At 62.2% G+C, this 16,885-nt stretch carries 15 protein-coding genes; 12 read left to right on the top strand and 3 right to left on the bottom strand.

The features are described 5' to 3' along the window. The first annotated feature begins 520 nt into the window (after positions 1-520). From NUH19_RS06585 to NUH19_RS06550, 8 genes are all read left to right on the top strand, one after another. Positions 521-3,988: an MSCRAMM family protein gene (locus NUH19_RS06585; RefSeq protein WP_262315759.1), complete on the top strand. Its 3,468-nt coding sequence runs from the start codon at positions 521-523 to the stop codon at positions 3,986-3,988. After that, complete coding sequence (locus NUH19_RS06580; RefSeq protein WP_262315758.1) at positions 3,985-5,100, top strand: prealbumin-like fold domain-containing protein; 1,116 nt, start codon at positions 3,985-3,987, stop codon at positions 5,098-5,100. Before NUH19_RS06585 ends, NUH19_RS06580 begins: the two co-directional genes overlap by 4 nt. Further along, positions 5,097-6,794, top strand: a complete 1,698-nt coding sequence (locus tag NUH19_RS06575; RefSeq protein ID WP_262315757.1) for a SpaH/EbpB family LPXTG-anchored major pilin — start codon at positions 5,097-5,099, stop codon at positions 6,792-6,794. Before NUH19_RS06580 ends, NUH19_RS06575 begins: the two co-directional genes overlap by 4 nt. A gap of 81 nt (positions 6,795-6,875) precedes the next feature. Next, positions 6,876-8,024 carry a class C sortase gene (locus NUH19_RS06570; protein WP_262315756.1) on the top strand — a complete coding sequence of 383 codons (1,149 nt, stop codon included), beginning with the start codon at positions 6,876-6,878 and terminating at the stop codon, positions 8,022-8,024. Positions 8,025-8,642: 618 nt separating this feature from the next. Further along, the gene (locus NUH19_RS06565; RefSeq protein ID WP_262315755.1) at positions 8,643-9,323 is read left to right on the top strand and encodes a type 1 glutamine amidotransferase domain-containing protein; all 681 of its coding nucleotides are present in this window, start codon (positions 8,643-8,645) and stop codon (positions 9,321-9,323) included. A 115-nt stretch (positions 9,324-9,438) separates the two neighbouring features. Continuing rightward, the gene (locus NUH19_RS06560) at positions 9,439-10,005 is read left to right on the top strand and encodes a histidine phosphatase family protein (RefSeq protein WP_262315754.1); all 567 of its coding nucleotides are present in this window, start codon (positions 9,439-9,441) and stop codon (positions 10,003-10,005) included. A 57-nt stretch (positions 10,006-10,062) separates the two neighbouring features. Beyond that, positions 10,063-10,611, top strand: a complete 549-nt coding sequence (locus NUH19_RS06555; RefSeq protein WP_262315753.1) for a hypothetical protein — start codon at positions 10,063-10,065, stop codon at positions 10,609-10,611. Then, positions 10,602-11,426: an alpha/beta hydrolase gene (locus NUH19_RS06550; RefSeq protein WP_338085542.1), complete on the top strand. Its 825-nt coding sequence runs from the start codon at positions 10,602-10,604 to the stop codon at positions 11,424-11,426. The genes NUH19_RS06555 and NUH19_RS06550 overlap by 10 nt, the downstream gene beginning before the upstream one ends. A gap of 163 nt (positions 11,427-11,589) precedes the next feature. Here the strand turns inward: NUH19_RS06550 and NUH19_RS06545 are convergent, their stop codons facing one another. Both NUH19_RS06545 and NUH19_RS06540 read right to left on the bottom strand, forming a co-directional pair. Continuing rightward, complete coding sequence (locus tag NUH19_RS06545) at positions 11,590-12,099, bottom strand: YbhB/YbcL family Raf kinase inhibitor-like protein (protein WP_262315752.1); 510 nt, start codon at positions 12,097-12,099, stop codon at positions 11,590-11,592. A gap of 311 nt (positions 12,100-12,410) precedes the next feature. Next, positions 12,411-12,506 carry a putative holin-like toxin gene (locus NUH19_RS06540; protein ID WP_262315751.1) on the bottom strand — a complete coding sequence of 32 codons (96 nt, stop codon included), beginning with the start codon at positions 12,504-12,506 and terminating at the stop codon, positions 12,411-12,413. Positions 12,507-12,803: 297 nt separating this feature from the next. On the opposite strand from NUH19_RS06540, the gene NUH19_RS06535 reads away from it, so the two are divergent. From NUH19_RS06535 to NUH19_RS06520, 4 genes are all read left to right on the top strand, one after another. Further along, a complete protein-coding gene (locus NUH19_RS06535) occupies positions 12,804-13,721 on the top strand; it encodes a hypothetical protein (protein WP_262315750.1) in 918 nt (305 codons plus the stop codon). 220 nt (positions 13,722-13,941) lie between these two features. Further along, complete coding sequence (locus NUH19_RS06530; protein WP_262315749.1) at positions 13,942-14,628, top strand: NAD-dependent protein deacylase; 687 nt, start codon at positions 13,942-13,944, stop codon at positions 14,626-14,628. Between the two features lie 39 nt (positions 14,629-14,667). Then, entirely contained in the window at positions 14,668-15,261 is a 594-nt protein-coding gene (locus tag NUH19_RS06525; protein ID WP_262315748.1) for a TMEM175 family protein, read from the top strand. Then, positions 15,258-16,562: a TPM domain-containing protein gene (locus NUH19_RS06520; protein WP_262315747.1), complete on the top strand. Its 1,305-nt coding sequence runs from the start codon at positions 15,258-15,260 to the stop codon at positions 16,560-16,562. Before NUH19_RS06525 ends, NUH19_RS06520 begins: the two co-directional genes overlap by 4 nt. Before the next feature lie 85 nt (positions 16,563-16,647). On the opposite strand, the gene NUH19_RS06515 is transcribed toward NUH19_RS06520, so the two are convergent. Further along, the coding region (locus NUH19_RS06515; RefSeq protein ID WP_262315746.1) for a hypothetical protein at positions 16,648-16,885 on the bottom strand (238 nt) is incomplete at its 5' end.

The raw sequence follows: 16,885 nt of genomic DNA, 5'->3' as shown, positions 1-16,885 counted from the left end.
CACCGAAAATAGCCCGGTGCCGCCTGACCGGCCGGGCGGCTGTCGACGCCACGCGAACAGTGACTGCACCGGTCAGCGGCGGCGATTGGTACGGGTGATGCCCTCGCATGGGAGTTTGCACGTCATGTTTTCAACTATTCGGTTATAAAATTTGATAAGTAACATAAGAAATTAGAGGAAACGTTTTTGTGCAAGCGATTTCACAAAGCCCGACGCGACGGGACGTGACCGCTCCTGACCGCTTGTTTCGCGGGAACTCCTGCGGTACAATCACCCAGACGATTATTGAAAATATTCGCACTAAAATTTGCAAAACCATATACATTCAACAAAAATTCTTGTAGGATGGACCTGTATAGCCTTTGAGTTTATTAACCATAACCTAATGCGCATTTACTTGGGTACAGGTTGAATTCGTATCGTGACGCGACACAATTTTCGGGGCAACGTGTAAGTTTCGCACCCAGCGTAAGCACTGGGCCACCACTACACATCAACAATGACTGGGGGGTTATTGTTGATGCAACAGCAACTAGCACAGCTGAGACGACTCGGTCGTCTATTAGGCGCAGCATTGAGCCTGATGGGCGTCTTTTGGGTCGCCTATTTTGTGCTGGTCAATGCGTTTGCAAACACCAATGCCGAAACCACCAGTGATGTTGAACCTCGGGTCACACAAGATCCCCGCATGACCGTCGATTCCGGTATCGGCAGCGACGACGCACGATTACCGATTTCCCAGATTCAGACCTACGCCAATGAATTCCCCTCCACTCAAAATGACTACCTCGGCAGTGCCCAGCACTTCACTATTTTTGCTAATACGGTGACCCTCTCCAGCAACGTTCACGGGAACGTCGCGGCCGGCACGATATCGACTGGGGGTAACGGGATTGCCAGCCCAGTTCAGCTCAAGAGCGAGCTGGTCACCGGCCCAGGTGCCAACGATACGGATGGCCGCGACGTTTTCTACTATCAGAACTTTGCGGATGGCACGAACACACTTCCTGATATCACGGATGATCCATCGTTGAATCCGAAGTTAGTTCTTGGCAGCGGCATTAGTGGCCTTCATGTTACCACTAGAGTCGGGCAGATTTATGCGATTAACGGCCGCGACTTTAACCACTTGAAGGCCGGCCAGGTCGCGCTGGCCGATAGCGTTGCGCCGTACATCAACATCTCCGCCGTCCTTGATAGCCTCGACCTCAAGTCCGATGAGCTGTCCAACGATGACAAGCAGGAAAAGCTGACTGACCTGGACACCGCGGATCCCAACCTCACCATTTACGACTTGAACAACACCGGTACCGCCGATGCCTACGGGGATACCTACGAGAATGCCTACGCTCTGAAACTGACCAAGAAAGATGCCGAGACCGGCGCCCTGTTGGCCGGGGCCCGGTTCACGGTGCAGTACCCGGTGTATCCCGCGACCTACACCGGCAGTGGTTCACCGGACCCGGTGAAGTGGGCGGATATGGCGCCAGGAACTGAACTGCCGGTGACCGATGACGACGGCAACCCGACCTACGATGAGAACCACAAGCTGATCACCAAGCCGGCCAGCCTGTATGACGCGCAGCACCAGATTATTCCGGATGACACCGCCTACAACGATTTGTACAAGGTGGCGGATGGCAAGCAGTACGGCCTGACCGCCGGCATCTACATCCTGAATACGAATGACAAAGGTGAAATTAACGTCGCCGTCAACGTCTCCGGTAACTACCGCTTTCGCGAAGTGGCGGCGCCAAAGGGCTACGCGATGCCGACCACCATCGATACCGATGTCACGACCTTCCGCACCAGCACGACGCCAATGGCCCGTGAGTTCAACATTCCTTACGACCAGATTTTTGCGGTCGGCAGCAATGTCACTTCCGGCGGGAAAGTGTACTTCCTGAACATGGATCTGTCCAAGCACGCGGCGCCAGTTGAAATCAATATCGACTTCACCGGAGCCCCGGACAACCTGGACGTCGGCGCCCCGAACGTCGTGTTCGTCTCCGCCGCTAACTCGCCCAAGGATGCGCTTGATGCGGCTTCAGCCACCCCGATGCCGCTCGAAGAGGATGCAGATCGCGCCCAATATTCCAACAAGATTCTTTGGAACTACAAGAACGCCGAGGGCAAAACCATCAGCGTCTCCAGTGATACCTTCTACGGCACGATTTTGGCACCTGGGGCCAACCTGATCAATAAACAGGGTCACATTTTCGGCTCGATGATTGCCAACTCGGTCAATGTTTCCGGTGGTGAGGTTTCCCGTTGGGACCTGCAGTACAACCCTTGGACTAGTACCACCGATGAAAAGTCGAACAACCGAATCGTCACCAACGAACCGAGCAAATTACCCGATACCACTAGCGTCACGGTGACCAAGAAGTGGTCCGGCCTGACCGGCAGTAATCCGGCCAGCGACTCGGTCACGATGGCGCTTTACCAGCGCATCACCGATCCGGACGGCACCACGCATGACACGAAGGTCGACCACGATCCGCTGGTTTTGTCGAAGGCCAATAACTGGTCGATCACCGTCAGCAACCTGCCGACGCGAGCGGATGGTTACGAGCTGGTGTATTACGTGAAGGAGACGGACCCACCGAGTGGTTACACGCCGGTGTATGAGGCCAAAAACATCGACGGCAGGCGTGAGCTGACCGTCACCAACGCGGAGTTCGGCTTTGATATCACCAAGCTGACCAAAGACGAAGACGAGCCGCTGGCTGGCGCCAGCTACACGCTGACCGATCTGAGCAATCCTGGCACCGCACCGAAAACCATCACCACCACCGAGGCTGACCTGCATCCCACGACGAAGCTGAAGCCAGGAACTTACCTGCTGCAGGAAACCAAGGCGCCGACGGGGCTGCAGCTCAGCTCCAAGATCTACGCGCTGCGCCTCAGCACCACCGGCAATCCGGTGACTGGTACAACGTACGACTGGCAAGAGACGGTGCTGACGGCTACCACCATTCCGGAGGCCGAGGCGCAACTCACCGACGCCTCAATCTGGACTGACCTGCCGTCGCAGACCGATAACGGCTTTTCGGCAGACAACACGCAGAGCGGCCCGATTCACCTGGTGCATTTTACCCAAGAGGACGCGTTGCAGCCGCTGACCATCACCAAGGTCAATCCGCAAGGCAATCCACTCGGCGGCGCCGTCTTCTTCTGGCAGCGCGGAGATGACAACCCGGGCGTCTTGATTACCGACATCGATGGTCACCTGACCAACTTCAGCGCTAGCCCCGTCACCTACACGCACAGCATGCAGGCAGGGGTGCGTTACAAGCTGTGGGAGATTTCGGCGCCGGTTGGCTACACGGTCGACAAGACTCCGATATACATTCAAAACGGTCAGCTTGTCGACGACAAGGGCTCGCCCCTGTCAGACGATGAGATTAAAAAACTGCCGGTCACGCTGAAGCTCACCGACGACGGCTACGCCATGACCTTCACCGACCAGCCCGAGGCTAAGCCCTGGTCCCTCAAGGTCGTCAAGGTCGACCAAGACACCGGCAAGCAAATCGATGGGGCGGCGTTCCCACTGACCGGATCCGACGGCAAGGCCGTCACCACGCTGAAGCCGACGGCCACGGCCGGCGCCACCATCGAGAACCTCGACATGGGCGCTGGCTACACGCTGGAGGAGGGCACGGCGCCGGCCGGCTACGTGCCGCTGAACGGCGCCATCACCATCAAGACCGCCAGCGACGACTCGCCGCCGACACTGACCTGGCAAGGGGCCACGGTGACTGCGGCCGACGCCAAGGACGCCGCCTCGCACCAGGTGGTGGCGAGCGTCGACACGACGGCGCATGTCGTCACCATCACCGTGAAGGATCCGAAGAAGGGCATTTTGCCCAAAACGGGCGGGACGGGGCCGCTGGTGCCCCTGATCCTGGCGACTCTGACCTTCGCCGCGGCGGCCGGGCTGTTCTGGCTGGCGCATGTGCAGCGAAAGGCGGGTGAGCGCGGATGAAAAAATCGCTTCAAGTGTTCATCGCCTTGCTGATCGGTTGCGCCTTGGGCCTCGGCCTGAGGGGGCAACCGGTGAGAGCCGCCAGCGCCACCGTCGTGATCCACGCGCCAAGCGCGATCACGTCGCGGGGGCACCCGAATTTTTCGGCCTACGACATCACCGCCTACGTCCAAAAGCGCAAGGCGGCCGGCGAGTCGCTGGACGAACTAAGGCTGCGCCTGCAGGCCGCAGACGCCAGAAAGCTGCGCCAGTTCGTGGCCAACCACCACCTGGTGGCCGCCGCGACCGGCGCCGAGAGCCTGGCGGTGCCAAGCGACAACCGCGACTACCTGCTTTTGCAGGACACGGCGGCGACGCTGGACTTCGCCGGGTTCGCCCGGACGCTTGCGGTCATCGTTGAGGTCACGCCGGCAGACGGCGTGGTCGGGGCGTATCCCAAGCCGGTGACCGAGACCGCGGCCGTGTACTTTTACAAGTATGCGACGCTGGTCGATGGCGCCAAGACGCCGCTTGCCGGCGCGAGATTCGTACTTGCCCGAACCCACGACGGGTCGCGGCAGTACCTCGGCACCGGCGGCGGCTGGGTGGAAAGCACCGCACCGCGAGCCGACAAGGCGGTTCGCAAGCTTCGCTCGGATGCCTCGGGCGCGGTTTTGCTGGAAAACATCCGGCTTCCCGCCGGACGCTACTGGTTCCGCGAGGTCCGAGCCCCGCAAGGCTTCACCATCACCGCCGCGGCCCGGCGCGTCGACTTGCGCGTCACGGCCACGGATCTGTGGCTGAACGGCCACCGGCTCGCCAATCTGCTGGATGGGCACATCCAAAACGGCGAGTCGGCCCGGGCCGTCCTGCGGGTCTACAACCCGCAGAAGCCGGCCGGACCGCCTGGCAAGGAGACGACGCCGCCAACGCCGGCGACGCCTTCGACGCCAAGTACCAAGCCACCGGCCACCACGCACCACAGCTTTTGGCCACACCTGCCGATCACCGGCGGTTGGCTTCCCCAGACCGGGGAGGCCAGATCCGCGATGGCGCTCTTGGGGATCGTCATCATCGGCATCGCACTATATTTTTGGTTCCACACCAAGACGAATAAGAGGGAAAAACAATGAAAAAAGGACAACTCAAGCACCTCCTTGCCAGCGCGTTACTGATTCTGCCGCTGGCATTCCAAGCTGCCGTAGGGGTTCAGACCGTTAGCGCGGCAGACGAACCGTCAACAACGGATCAAACCACCGTAACCGTTCACAAACTGGCCTATGATGAAGATGGCTGGAAGGCCCTTCAGGATAGCCAGAAGGACGGCAACGCACAAGAAGCAATCGATAACACCGGTGCCATTCTTTCGAGCGATGAACTCAAGGGTGGGACACCGATGCCCGGCGTTGAGTTCACGGCATACGACGTTACCTCGGCCTACAAGAAGGCACTTGATACTGACGGTACAACTTCGCAAAAGGCAATTCAGTCAATTCAAAACGAAAAAGATCTAACCACGGTTGGCACCAAGGTCGGTGACGCACAGACGACCGGCGACGACGGGACCACGACGTTCAAGCTTGATAACAAGGTTGGCGGCGACTGGGCTGTGTACATGCTTCTTGAAACCAAGTCGGCCGTTTCTGGTAACAAGAGTGGTGCAACTATTGAAAAGGCGAACCCAATCATTCTGGTGCTGCCACTGAAGGCTGCGGATAACGGCGCTACTGTCAATGTGTACCCAAAGAACGAAATTGGTAAGGCAGCTACCAAGGACCTTGCGACAGACAGCAAATCGAACTTGGATCTTGCCGGCAACGCTGCTCACCAGCTCGGTGACGATGTGACCTACAACGTCATGGAAACTATCCCAACGGATATTTCCGTGCTGGACGCTTACACACTTGTCGATACACCGGACGTTGGGCTGAACATTGATGCCAGCTCCATCGCGGTTTACACGGACGAGGCTCACACCAACAAGCTGACACTCGGCACCCACTATACGGTTGAGGCCACGCCTCAAAGCGACAAGCAAGGTGCCGGCTTCACACTTACTTTCAAGAACGATCAGATTGCCGATGCAGCGGGTCAGGCCCTCTACATCACTTACAATGCTCAGATCAACAAGCTGCTTGCCCCTGGCAAAACGTTGAACAACAGCATTACCGTTCCAAACGCACCAAAGCCAATCACCAGTACGACACCGCTGACGACCGGCGGCAAGCGCTTCGTCAAGGTTGACGCGGATGATAAGACCAAGACGTTGGCGAATGCCAAGTTCGTCGTGTTGAGCAAGGACGGAAAGCAGTACCTGACCACCACGAAGCCAGTCGCTTCGACCACGACCGATGCAGACGCAACGTCCTCCGATTCGACGTCTACGACCAGTGAGAGCTCGACCAGCGAGACGAAGGCTGCGGCAAGCACCTCCGCTCCAACCAACTACTACTGGGCCGATGTCAACGGCGCCACTGCGGCAGAAATTGCCAAGAAGGATGGCGCGGTGACCCTAACCTCTGCTGATGACGGGACCTTCGAAATTACGGGTCTGGGTTATGGCTCGTACGAGATTCAGGAATACGAAGCACCTGAGGGTTACGCGGTTGCGACCGCACCGTTGTCCTTCGATGTTGATGCAACATCGTACTGGACCGACAAAGACTACTCGGACGCTGCCAAGGCGCAGCAAGTTACCAACGCCCCTAAGGGTATCCTCCCAAGCACCGGTGGCATGGGGATCTACATCGTCATCGTGGCCGGGCTGGCCATCATGGCGGCTGGCGTCTTCTTCCTGCGTCGCGGCAAGCACCACGAAGAGGTTTAAGCTAACTTAATCCGACCTTTTAACAGGCGCCAAGTCGCAAGGCTTGGCGCTTGCTGTAAGGGTCGAATGGAAAGGATCGCAATGGCACAAAAACACCCCCGGGCCCGTGGCCACCTGATCACCCAGGCGATTGCCGTCGTCTTGCTGATGGTCGGTGTCGTGGTCGCGTTGTACCCGTTTTACGTCGAATCGCTCAACAGCCTGCTGGACGCGCGGCGCGTGGCCCAGGTGGAAAAGCAAAATGCGGCCAACGTCGAGGCCCAACGCGCCAAGATGGCCAAGGCCAACGCGGCTTTGAAGAAGTCCGGGCTGCATGCCGACGCCGATCCGTTTTCCGGCATGGACAAAAAGGACAAGGTCAACCTGCAAAAAGACCAGCTCGGCACGGTGACGGTGCCTAAGATTGCGCTGACGGTGCCGCTGTTCAAGACGCTGACCGACGACACGCTGGCCGTCGGTGCCGCCGTGGTGCCGGGGACCTCGCTGCCGACCGGCGGCCCCAGCACCCACACGGTGGTCGCCGGCCACCGCGGCCTGGTCGACCGCCGGCTTTTTTCCGACCTCAACCGGGTCAAGAAGGGCAACCTGTTCGTTTTCACCGTCGGCAAGCACCACTTGGCCTACAAGGTCTTCCGCATCCAGGTCGTGCTGCCGGAGGACACCGATGTCTTGAAAATCGAGCCCGGCCGCGACCTCGCGACGCTTCTGACCTGCACCCCGTACATGATCAACTCGCACCGGCTGCTGTTGACCGGCTACCGGGTGCCGTACACGGCCAAAATCGCCAAGGAGGTCAAGGCCGCCCAAAGCGCCGAGACCTGGCAGCAGCTGGCCATCCTGCTCGGCTGCATCGCGGCCTTGCTGCTGACGCTGGGGCTACTCGGCCGCTACCTGCACGGGCTCTTGCTGCGGCGCCACCTCTTTGACCTCTGGTTCACGGTGGTCGACGCGAACGGTGACCCGGTGCCGGGCGTGACGTACCGGCTGTGCAAGCCCAACGGCAAGCCGCTGTACCGCAAGCGCCAGGTGCTGACGGTGACCACCGCGGCGGATGGCACCGCAAGCATCGACGACCTGCCGGGTCGCACCTACCTGCTGAAGGAGGAAGGCCGCAAGTGGCGCGTCGCCTGCGGGGTCAAGAAGCTGCGCCAGCAGAAGATGCGCTTCTACCCGAAGAAGGGCCAGCGCGTCACGCTGGAAGGCGGCGTGTGGCGGATTGTCAAATCGTAACTGGGAAGGGCCGCGACCGCGGCCCTTTTGTGCGTGGTGAAAAAGTGGCGGCAAGCGAGCTTAATAGTTGACGGCTGAAATGGCAGGGCTTACACTTGCTTCAGATGATTATCTTAGGACGGGGTGGCGGCTTTGATCACAGCCGCAGCGCGACCACCGTCTATGGGGAACGGTCCGGGACATAAGCATTCCCAGTACCCCACTCATGCCATGCCGAACCAGGCAACAACGCCGACGTTTTCGTGCAACGGTCCCCTCCGATTGGGACCGACCACCAGGGTGTGGACCACCACCCGCCTGCCGCAAAGCCTGACGCCTACTCGCATTGCGAGGTAGCTGCGGCGCCGACTGACAGGCGGCTTGTGCCAAGGCACCGCGCAGCAGCGCGGTTGCCGCGGCGCGATCAGCACCAGAGCGCAGGTCGCCAACGTAAGTACGCAAGTCATCAACACAATAACCGAGGCTGCCGCGGGGTTACCCCTGCGGTGGCTTCGGCGCGTCCGGCGCAGTGGGGCCGGGCGCTTTTTTGGTGTGAACGGGTGGCGGCCGGTTGACGCGGCCACTCGGTGATGGTTTAATGAGTCACAATATTGAACGGCGGAGCGAAGGAGGAGCACGATGACCAAGGTGCTGGTGGTTGAAACCAATGTGATGCAGTACGGTGAGCGAGCCGAGCCGACCGGGCTGTGGCTGGGCGAGGCCGCCGAGTTCGTCTCGGCGATGGCCGCTCACCACGTGGCAGTGGATTACGTCAGTCCCAAGGGCGGCTTCGTGCCGCTGGATCCGCGCAGCATGCGCTACGTCGACGCCGACATCATGCGCGTGTACGAGCAGCCGGACTTCATCGACCGGGCGCTGACCCACACGCTGGCCCCGGCCGCGGTCAACCCGGCCGATTACGCGGCGATTTACTACACCGGCGGCCACGGCGTGATGTGGGATTTTCCAGACGACGCCGGGCTGTCTCGGCTGGCCGCGGCCATTCACGCGCAAGGCGGCCTCGTCGCCTCGGTGTGTCACGGCATCGCCGGGCTTTTGAACGTGACCGACGCCTCGGGCCGGCGCCTGATTGCCGGTCGCACCATCACCGGCTTCACCGCCAGCGAGGAGCTGCTGGCCGGTAAGCGCCGCGTCGTCCCGTTCCTGAACCGCCAGGCCGCCACGGCCCGTGGTGCTCACTTCGTCCAAAAACGGGCCTACCGCGAGTTCGCCGTGCAGGACGGCCAGTTGATTACGGGGCAGAATCCTTTTTCCGTCAAGGCCGTGGCCCGGCTGGTGCTGGCGGCGATCGGGGATTAGGTTCGAGACGGCCATGTGTTGCTCAAAGGCGCCGACTACGGCGCCTTTTTTGCGCGGAAAAACATGCGGTGCAAGCGCTTTTCCACTATAATCGAGGTAGACGGAGGCGGCGATAATGCAAACGCTTTACTTAATGCGCCACGGGGAGACCCTGTTCAACGTGGAGAACCGGATTCAGGGGTGGTGCGACTCGCCACTGACGTCGCGGGGCATCACCCAGGGCCAGGCGGCCGCGGCGTGGTTCGCGCGGCACCACATCACGTTCGACGCGGCCTTTTGCTCGACGGCCGAACGCGCCTCAGACACCTTGGAGCTCGTCACCGGCCAGCCGTACCGGCGGGTGAAGGGGCTGCGCGAGTGGGGGTTTGGCCGCTTCGAGGGTCAACCGGAGATCCTCAACCCCGCCATTCCCTACAACGACTTTTTCGTACCCTACGGCGGCGAGGCCCAGCAGGCGGTTGAAAAGCGCGTGGCGCAGACCATCGGCTCGCTGATGGCGGCGACGCCCGGCCAGTCGGTGCTGATGGTGTCACACGCCGGCGCGATCCGCAACTTCCTGGCGCGTCACGCCGACGCCGCCGTGCTTCGATCGCGGCTGCCCAATTGCGGCATCGTGCAGTTGACCTACGCGGCCGGCTCCTTCTCGCTGGTGCGAATCGTCGATCCGGTCCAGGACGCGTAGAAGCGACCGCAAGCGCCGGCTCAAGCCAGTCCCACCACTGCGAAAGGCGGTGCTTCGATGACCAACCGTGTTCACCCCGAGGAAGTGCGAGCCTTGGCCGTGCTGCGCCAGATCGAGCCGGTCAAGTTCGCCGGCGCGTTCAACGCCGATCGGCCCGACATTCAGACGCCAGGCGGCCGCGTTGGCTGCGAGGTCACGCGAGCGATTGAGCAAGACGTCTCGGCGCTGTTGGCCCGGGACCGTCACGCCGCCCGGCGGTACGGGCCGCACCAGGCGATGCGGCTGGTCCACGCGCCGGGAGGGCCCCGCGACGCCGTGTTTCCCAACGCCCGGACCGCCTCCGGCAACGACTTGGTCGCGGCCTACGAGCGCAAGCGGGTGCTTTTGCCGGGCTACGCGGCGTTTGCCGAGCAGGACCTGTTCTTGTTCATGCTGCCGGAAGCCGCCGACCTGACGCGGCTGCGGACCTTTTTGCAAGCGAATCCCGACCGGCAGGCATTCGCGGTTGTCTACCTGTACGACGCGCGTCACTGCTGGCGGCTGACGGTTTCGACTAATACCATCACGCGCTTCGCGCCCATTTTGAAAGGAAAATCATGGCTATGAGAATCATCACCACCAAGCTCGATCGTTACCACACCGACGCGACGTTGACCGCCTACCTGCGCGACACGACGCCGGACATCGTCACGACCACCCGGCCGGGCATCATCATCTGCCCCGGCGGCGGTTACGCCTTCGTCTCACCGCGGGAGGCCGAGCCGATCGCGCTGCAGCTGTCTGCCCAGGACAACCAGGCCTTCGTGCTGGATTACAGCACCACCGATCGCTCGGACCGGCGCTACCCGACGCAGCTCTTGGAGCTGGCCGAGGCGGTGAAAACGGTCCGGGCCAACGCCGCCGATTGGGGCGTTGACCCCGAGTGCATCATCGTCGCCGGTTTCTCCGCCGGTGGCCACCTCGCGGCCAACCTCGCGACCCAGTGGGACCGGCTGTTGACGCTGAAATACGGCTACGACCCGGCCAGCATCCGCCCCAACGGCCTGGTGCTGGCCTACCCGGTGATCACCAACGGGGCTTTTGGCCACCAGGATTCGTTCAAGAACCTGCTGGGCAAGCAGTACGGCGACCCGGCGCTGATGCAAGAAACCAGCCTGGAGCTGCAGGTGACGCCGAGCGTCCCGAAGACCTTCATCTGGCACACCGACGAAGACACCCTGGTGCCGCTGGAAAACACCCTGCTGTTCGCCCTGGCGCTGCGCAAGGCCCATGTGCCGGTGGAGTTTCACGCTTTTGCCAAAGGCGGCCACGGCCTGAGCCTGGCCACCGAGCAGACGCTCAGCCCGGCTCGCACCGAGCTGCAGGACGCCGTCGCCGTGTGGCCGCAGCTGCTTGAGAAGTGGCTGAAACAGGAGTTCTAGCGCTAACGTCAAAACCCGGCCCCGCCGCCTGCACGTGAATGCAGGCGGCGGGGCCGGGTTTTTGTTGGTGGTGGGTGACAAGGGCTCGGCTGACAGGGTCGGGCTTCGGTTCGGTGACGTTCGTCCCGGGTTGGTCGCGCCGCCTAGCGCGGCCGCCTGCGACTCAGGCGCGTGACCACAGCGTCAGCTCGGCTCGGGCCAGCACGTGGCCGGTGGCGGCGCGGCGCAGGTCGTTGAGCCAAAAGCCCGGCGTTAGGCCCAGCGTGGTGTCCAGCGCGAACACCAGCAGCGTGTAGGCGTGGTCCTTGTCCGGCGGCTGGGGGCCGACGTAGCCCTGGGCGACCTGCACGTCCGTGGCGCGAACCAGGCCGCCGGCGTTGGAGTTGCGCCCTTGTACCATCGGCACGGCCGCGGTGCGACTGGCGTCTTCGGGGATGGTGGTCACCGTGGCCGGAATGTCGGCGGCCAGCCAGTGGAGCCAGACGAAGCCGGACACCGGCACGGCGTCGTAGTCGATGAAGGCCAGCGCGAAGGTCTTGGTGTCTGCCGGCGCGTCTTGGATCTCGATGGGAAAGCTGCGCTTGGGGTGAGCGGCGTACACGTCGGCGCCGGTTGCGTGTTTGCCAAAGCGAGCGGCGAGGTAGCCGGCTTCGGTGGGAACGATGAGTTTCATGGCAAAAACCTCCTTGGACTTTTGCCTCCAGCTTACCACACTGGACCCGGGGCCAAGCAAGAATCCGCTGCGGCCGTGGCGCCGACGCGGGTCGATTGGGCTTGTGATTGGACACACTGGCTCGCTCGCGGTGCCGATGCCTTGGCGGGACCGCGACACCATGTTATAATTAAACCACAAAAAAGAATCGGTGCTGCTAACACCGATTCCCCGCGCCGAAGCGCTGCAGCGATTGTTGCGGCGGTGGCACGGACATTACGGATTTGACCCGCTTAGCCATGCGTCGGCCGAGGCGGGCCTTTTTGTTTACCCTACCGCCGGTCGATCAGCAGTAGGATAAAAGTCAGCAGCGCGAACAAAAACATGCCGCCGACAAAGAGCAAATCAGGAACATCATGGGTCGACATTCTGGCAGCGTTCTCCTTCCTGGAGGGGAACGCCGCCGGTTAGTCACCATGGGCATCACCTCCGGCGTGTTGAGCGCCTCCGCCTGAGTAATCACTGTTCCGTGATTGTAACATGGCCTGAGGTGCCTGAAAAGCTGCGATTTATCGCGATAATCGGCGAATAACGATTGGATGTATCGCCGGCATAATTATTTGAATCTCAACCGTCGCGAGCGGGTCGCCGACTCCTCCCGCGGCATTTTTCATGGTAGAATTAGTGCAGTATCTGTCCGTCGGGTCACACAGGAGGTTATCGCAATGATTCCAGAGAAGCTTCAGCCGCTGTTCGAAGAGGTGCAAAAGCGCTACACCATGCCGATTGAGGTCGTGATTGACGGCCCGGCCAGCGGGGTTTTGACCCACGCCCAGTCGCACCAGGAGCTCTTGGCCAACGACCACCTGCAGATCACGGTGTCGGACACGACCAATGTCGACTACACGCTGAGCCACGAGCTGTTGCACATGCGCTTTACCGCCGCCGGCTTCCCGCCGCTGCAGTTTCACCTGGCGTCCGGCGATCCGGATGTCGACCAGCAGTTCTTCGCCGTCGCCACCGCGCTGTACGACGCGGCGTTGCACGGCCAGATCAAGGCCTGGCAGCAGAGGCTGGGCGTGTGGGACGAGGTGGTGGAAAAACAGCTGACCGACGGCTACGTGCAGACGCTGGGGCTCGACGCCCCGGGGCTGAGCGTGTTTCGCACCCTGACGGCGCTTGACGCCTGCGTGATGATCGGCACGTTCGGCGACTGGACCACCACGGCGCCGGAGGAGGCCGAAGCCGCCCAGCAGTTGTACATGCTGCTGCAAGACAAGCCGCTGGACACGCCGTTCGCCTTTCGCCGCGCCGTCGTCAAGCTGTGGCGCCAGTTCGATAACGTGCTGACCCAGCACGGCTACCAGGCGACGTTGAACGACGAGTTTGCGACCCTGCCGCCGGTGTTGTCCGAGCGGCAGCTGCGCCTGGCGGTCAATCAGACCTACGAGATTCGCCACAGCGCGATGCGCGATCGCACCACCAAGCACCGCGCCTACGTGGCCCAGGCCAAGGGCGACGGCCAAAACGTCTTCGTGCTGCCGCTGCAATCCGAAAGCCCCGAGGCCTTCCAAGACCTGTACCGCCGGCCGCTGAAGGAAGTGCTGGACCAGTACCAGCTGGATTACACGATTCGCGAGTGACCGGCCGGTCGCCGCGAGTTCGCGGCCGGTTGGGCAGTCCGATCGGCGCCCGCAGCCGCGGCGAAGACTGAGCAGCTGCAAGTGGCGCGACCGCCCGGCCGCCCGGGTGTGGTGCCGGCGAGTTAAGCGCCTGGCCGCACCGGCTCGCCACGACTGGCGATTGCGGCGAGCCGGTGGCGCCGCGGCCATCCGCCGCTCACGCGCAAAGGGGGATGCGAGCATGTTTGATCTGAAACAAGCGATTGCGCAAGCGCATTTTGTCACGTTCATGACCGGGGCCGGGGTGTCGACCGCCTCGGGCATTCCGGATTACCGCAGCAAGGGCGGCCTGTATTCGGCCATGACGCGGCCGGAATACGCGCTGTCGGCCGACAACCTGCGCGACCACCACCAGGCCTTCCACGACTGGGTGGTCGCCAACATGTTCTACCCAAGCGCCCAGCCCAACGCGATTCATGCGGCGATGGCGAGAATCACCAACGCCAAGGGGGCGATCGTCACGCAAAACGTCGACGGGCTACACCAGGCGGCCGGCGCCAAGCACGTGACCGAGTTCCACGGCAACTTGTACGACATCCGCTGCCTCACCTGCGGCCGCCGGGTGCCGTACCAGGATTACCTGGAGTCGGACGTTCACACGGTCGACGGCGGTCGGCTGCGGCCGCACATCGTCTTGTACGGCGAGCCAATCGACCCGCAAGTCAGCGCCGCGGCGATTCGCGCGGTGCAGGCGGCCGACCTGATCGTGGTGGTCGGCACCAGCTTTCAGGTCTACCCCTTCGCCGGGCTGATTCTCTTCGCGCAACCCAACGCCTTACTTTTGGCGGTCAACCGCGAGCCGATCGCCTTGCCGGCCGGGGCTCACCTGGTGGTGGGGGACGCCACCGCAGTTTTTGCCACACTTTAACGCACAGGCTGGTGGGGGCTGGCCGAAAGGAGCATGCTTATGCCGAAAAGTCGTCTGGAAGCCTTCACGGATGGCGTGATTGCCATCATCATCACCATCATGGTCTTGGAGCTGCGGCCCCCGGTCGGCGGCACCTTCGCCGCCTTGTGGGGGTTGCGCTACGCCATTTTAATCTACCTGGTGTCGTTTTTCACCCTGGCGGTGTACTGGAATAACCACCACCACCTGTTCTTGATCGTGCGGCGCATCTCGGGGCGGGTGCTGTGGGCCAACGTGCTGTTCCTGTTCACCATCAGCCTGTTCCCGTTCGTCACGGCCTGGGTCGGCGAGCACCACGTCGGCGCCGCGGCCCCGGAGATGACTTACGGCATCGTGGTGGCGGCGACCAACTTCGCCTTTTACCTGCTGATTCGCTGCCTCAGCGCGGCCGACCAGCACAACGCGGCTTTCGCCCAGCTGGTCGGCGCCGGCTACTACAAGCCGCTGGTGTCCGTGGTCGGCGCGGTGGTCGCAATTGGGCTGGCGCTGGTCTGGCCGCCGTTGACCATTCTGGTCGACACGGCGCTGTTGCTGTTGTGGGTGCGGCCGGAGCGGCGCATCGAGGCGCATGTTGCGCAAAAGGAGTCCCGATGAGAAAAAACCACCACCGGCTGCTCGCGCTGCTGGCCGGCCTACTGCTGGGGCTTGTGCTGTTCGGCTTCGCCCGGCCGGTTCGCGCCGCTCACAACGCCTGGGTCAACGACCACGCCGGGGTGCTGAGCCCGGCCACGCTGCGCCAGATTGCGACGCTCAACGACACGACCTTCGCCAAGCTGCCCGGCTCGCCGCAACTGGCGGTGGAGACCTACGACCGCATTCCCGGCGGCGCCGACATCGATGATTTTCGCGCGAGCCGCTTCAACACGCTGGGCATCGGCCACAAGGATTGGGACAACGGGCTGTACTTCGTGATGGCGGTTAAGGACCGCAAGTTCGGTCTGGAGGTCGGCTACGGGCTGGAAAGCGCCGTGCCGGACGGTGCCTCCAGCAAAATCGTGACGGCGGCGGTCAAAAAAAAGCTGCGGGCCAGCGACTACGACGCGGCGATGCAGCAGATTGTGCAAAACATCGCCGCAACGCTTGCGGCCAACCGCAGCGCGATCATGACTCCGACCGGCATCGCCGCCAAGCGCCAGCAGGCTGCGACCATGCGCCGCATCATGATCGTGGTGGTCGAGTTGACGGCGCTGCTGGCCGCCGGCGGCACCGCCTGGCTGGTGATCCGCAAGCGCCGGCGCAACGCGCGGCTGCAGGCGCTGTTCGCCGCCCCGGGGGCGGGGCTTGCGCTTTTGGCCAGCCTGCCGCAAGCCGAGCGCGACCGCTTCGTCGCCCAGGTCAAGGCCCCGCTGAGCGGCCCCATCGACCTGGCGCTGCAGCAGACGCGCTTTGCCGCCTACCTGCGCGATAACTTCGGCGAGCTGAGCCTGCGCCTGGTCACGGGCAGCCCGTTCCCACCGTACGTGTTCGGCGCGATCACACTTCACCAAGGCGCCGCCGCCCTCAACGCCTACCCGGACTTCGCCGCCTTGGTGGCCGCCTGTGCCGGGCAGCTGCAAGCCGTCAGCGGCCCGTTCGCCCCGTACCAGCCGGCCTTTGAAGCCTGGGCGGCCGACATCAAGGTGACGCCCTTGGACCAGCAGCAGGTCTGGGCCGAGTTCGTCAAGCACGTTCGCGCCAAGGACGCCGCCAAGCTGACGCCGCAAAAGCAGCGCAAGACCTTCCAGGCCATCTACGATTACCAGTACGGCCGCGACACCCACACCGGCGACCTGCCGCTGTGGGTCGGTGTCAACTACGCGCATGATTCGACCACCTCAAGCGGCTCTGGCGGCGACTTTGGCGGCGGCTTCGGCGGCGGCTCAAGCGGCGGCGGTGGCTTCTCCGGCGGCTGGTAGGTCATCAATCAAAGCTTAGCGGCCCCGCGGGTGTATCCCCACGAAGCATCTGGCTTTGGCGCAGCACCGACGCGGGATTACGGCGCTACGATATTTGGAGTTGATAGGCTACTTGCCTGCCAACTCCTTTTTCTATACCATTTAGTTTCCAGTACAAAAACAGGACACCACAAGGTTTCCTGTTCATCTTAGTTTCCAGTACAAAAACAGGACACCACAAGGTTTCCTGTTCATCGTCCCGACCAAAGAATTCAGAAATGGAGTTTGTGTGATGTCCCTTACTAGTCAGTCTATCCGACTTGCCCTTGAAATTACAGACCCAA

It is taken from the genome of Lacticaseibacillus parakribbianus (assembly GCF_025490915.1).
GTDB lineage: Bacteria > Bacillota > Bacilli > Lactobacillales > Lactobacillaceae > Lacticaseibacillus > Lacticaseibacillus parakribbianus.
Note: the sequence above shows the minus strand (reverse complement) of the source record. Positions and strands in the feature narration are given on the sequence as shown.

Coding starts and splice junctions, on each gene's coding strand:
- NUH19_RS06585 (WP_262315759.1), top strand. CDS start 521: ATGCAACAGCAACTAGCACAGCTGAGACGACTCGGTCGTCTATTAGGC.
- NUH19_RS06550 (WP_338085542.1), top strand. CDS start 10,602: ATGGCTATGAGAATCATCACCACCAAGCTCGATCGTTACCACACCGAC.
- NUH19_RS06565 (WP_262315755.1), top strand. CDS start 8,643: ATGACCAAGGTGCTGGTGGTTGAAACCAATGTGATGCAGTACGGTGAG.
- NUH19_RS06520 (WP_262315747.1), top strand. CDS start 15,258: ATGAGAAAAAACCACCACCGGCTGCTCGCGCTGCTGGCCGGCCTACTG.
- NUH19_RS06540 (WP_262315751.1), bottom strand. CDS start 12,506: ATGTCGACCCATGATGTTCCTGATTTGCTCTTTGTCGGCGGCATGTTT.
- NUH19_RS06560 (WP_262315754.1), top strand. CDS start 9,439: ATGCAAACGCTTTACTTAATGCGCCACGGGGAGACCCTGTTCAACGTG.
- NUH19_RS06545 (WP_262315752.1), bottom strand. CDS start 12,099: ATGAAACTCATCGTTCCCACCGAAGCCGGCTACCTCGCCGCTCGCTTT.
- NUH19_RS06570 (WP_262315756.1), top strand. CDS start 6,876: ATGGCACAAAAACACCCCCGGGCCCGTGGCCACCTGATCACCCAGGCG.
- NUH19_RS06530 (WP_262315749.1), top strand. CDS start 13,942: ATGTTTGATCTGAAACAAGCGATTGCGCAAGCGCATTTTGTCACGTTC.
- NUH19_RS06575 (WP_262315757.1), top strand. CDS start 5,097: ATGAAAAAAGGACAACTCAAGCACCTCCTTGCCAGCGCGTTACTGATT.
- NUH19_RS06535 (WP_262315750.1), top strand. CDS start 12,804: ATGATTCCAGAGAAGCTTCAGCCGCTGTTCGAAGAGGTGCAAAAGCGC.
- NUH19_RS06525 (WP_262315748.1), top strand. CDS start 14,668: ATGCCGAAAAGTCGTCTGGAAGCCTTCACGGATGGCGTGATTGCCATC.
- NUH19_RS06580 (WP_262315758.1), top strand. CDS start 3,985: ATGAAAAAATCGCTTCAAGTGTTCATCGCCTTGCTGATCGGTTGCGCC.
- NUH19_RS06555 (WP_262315753.1), top strand. CDS start 10,063: ATGACCAACCGTGTTCACCCCGAGGAAGTGCGAGCCTTGGCCGTGCTG.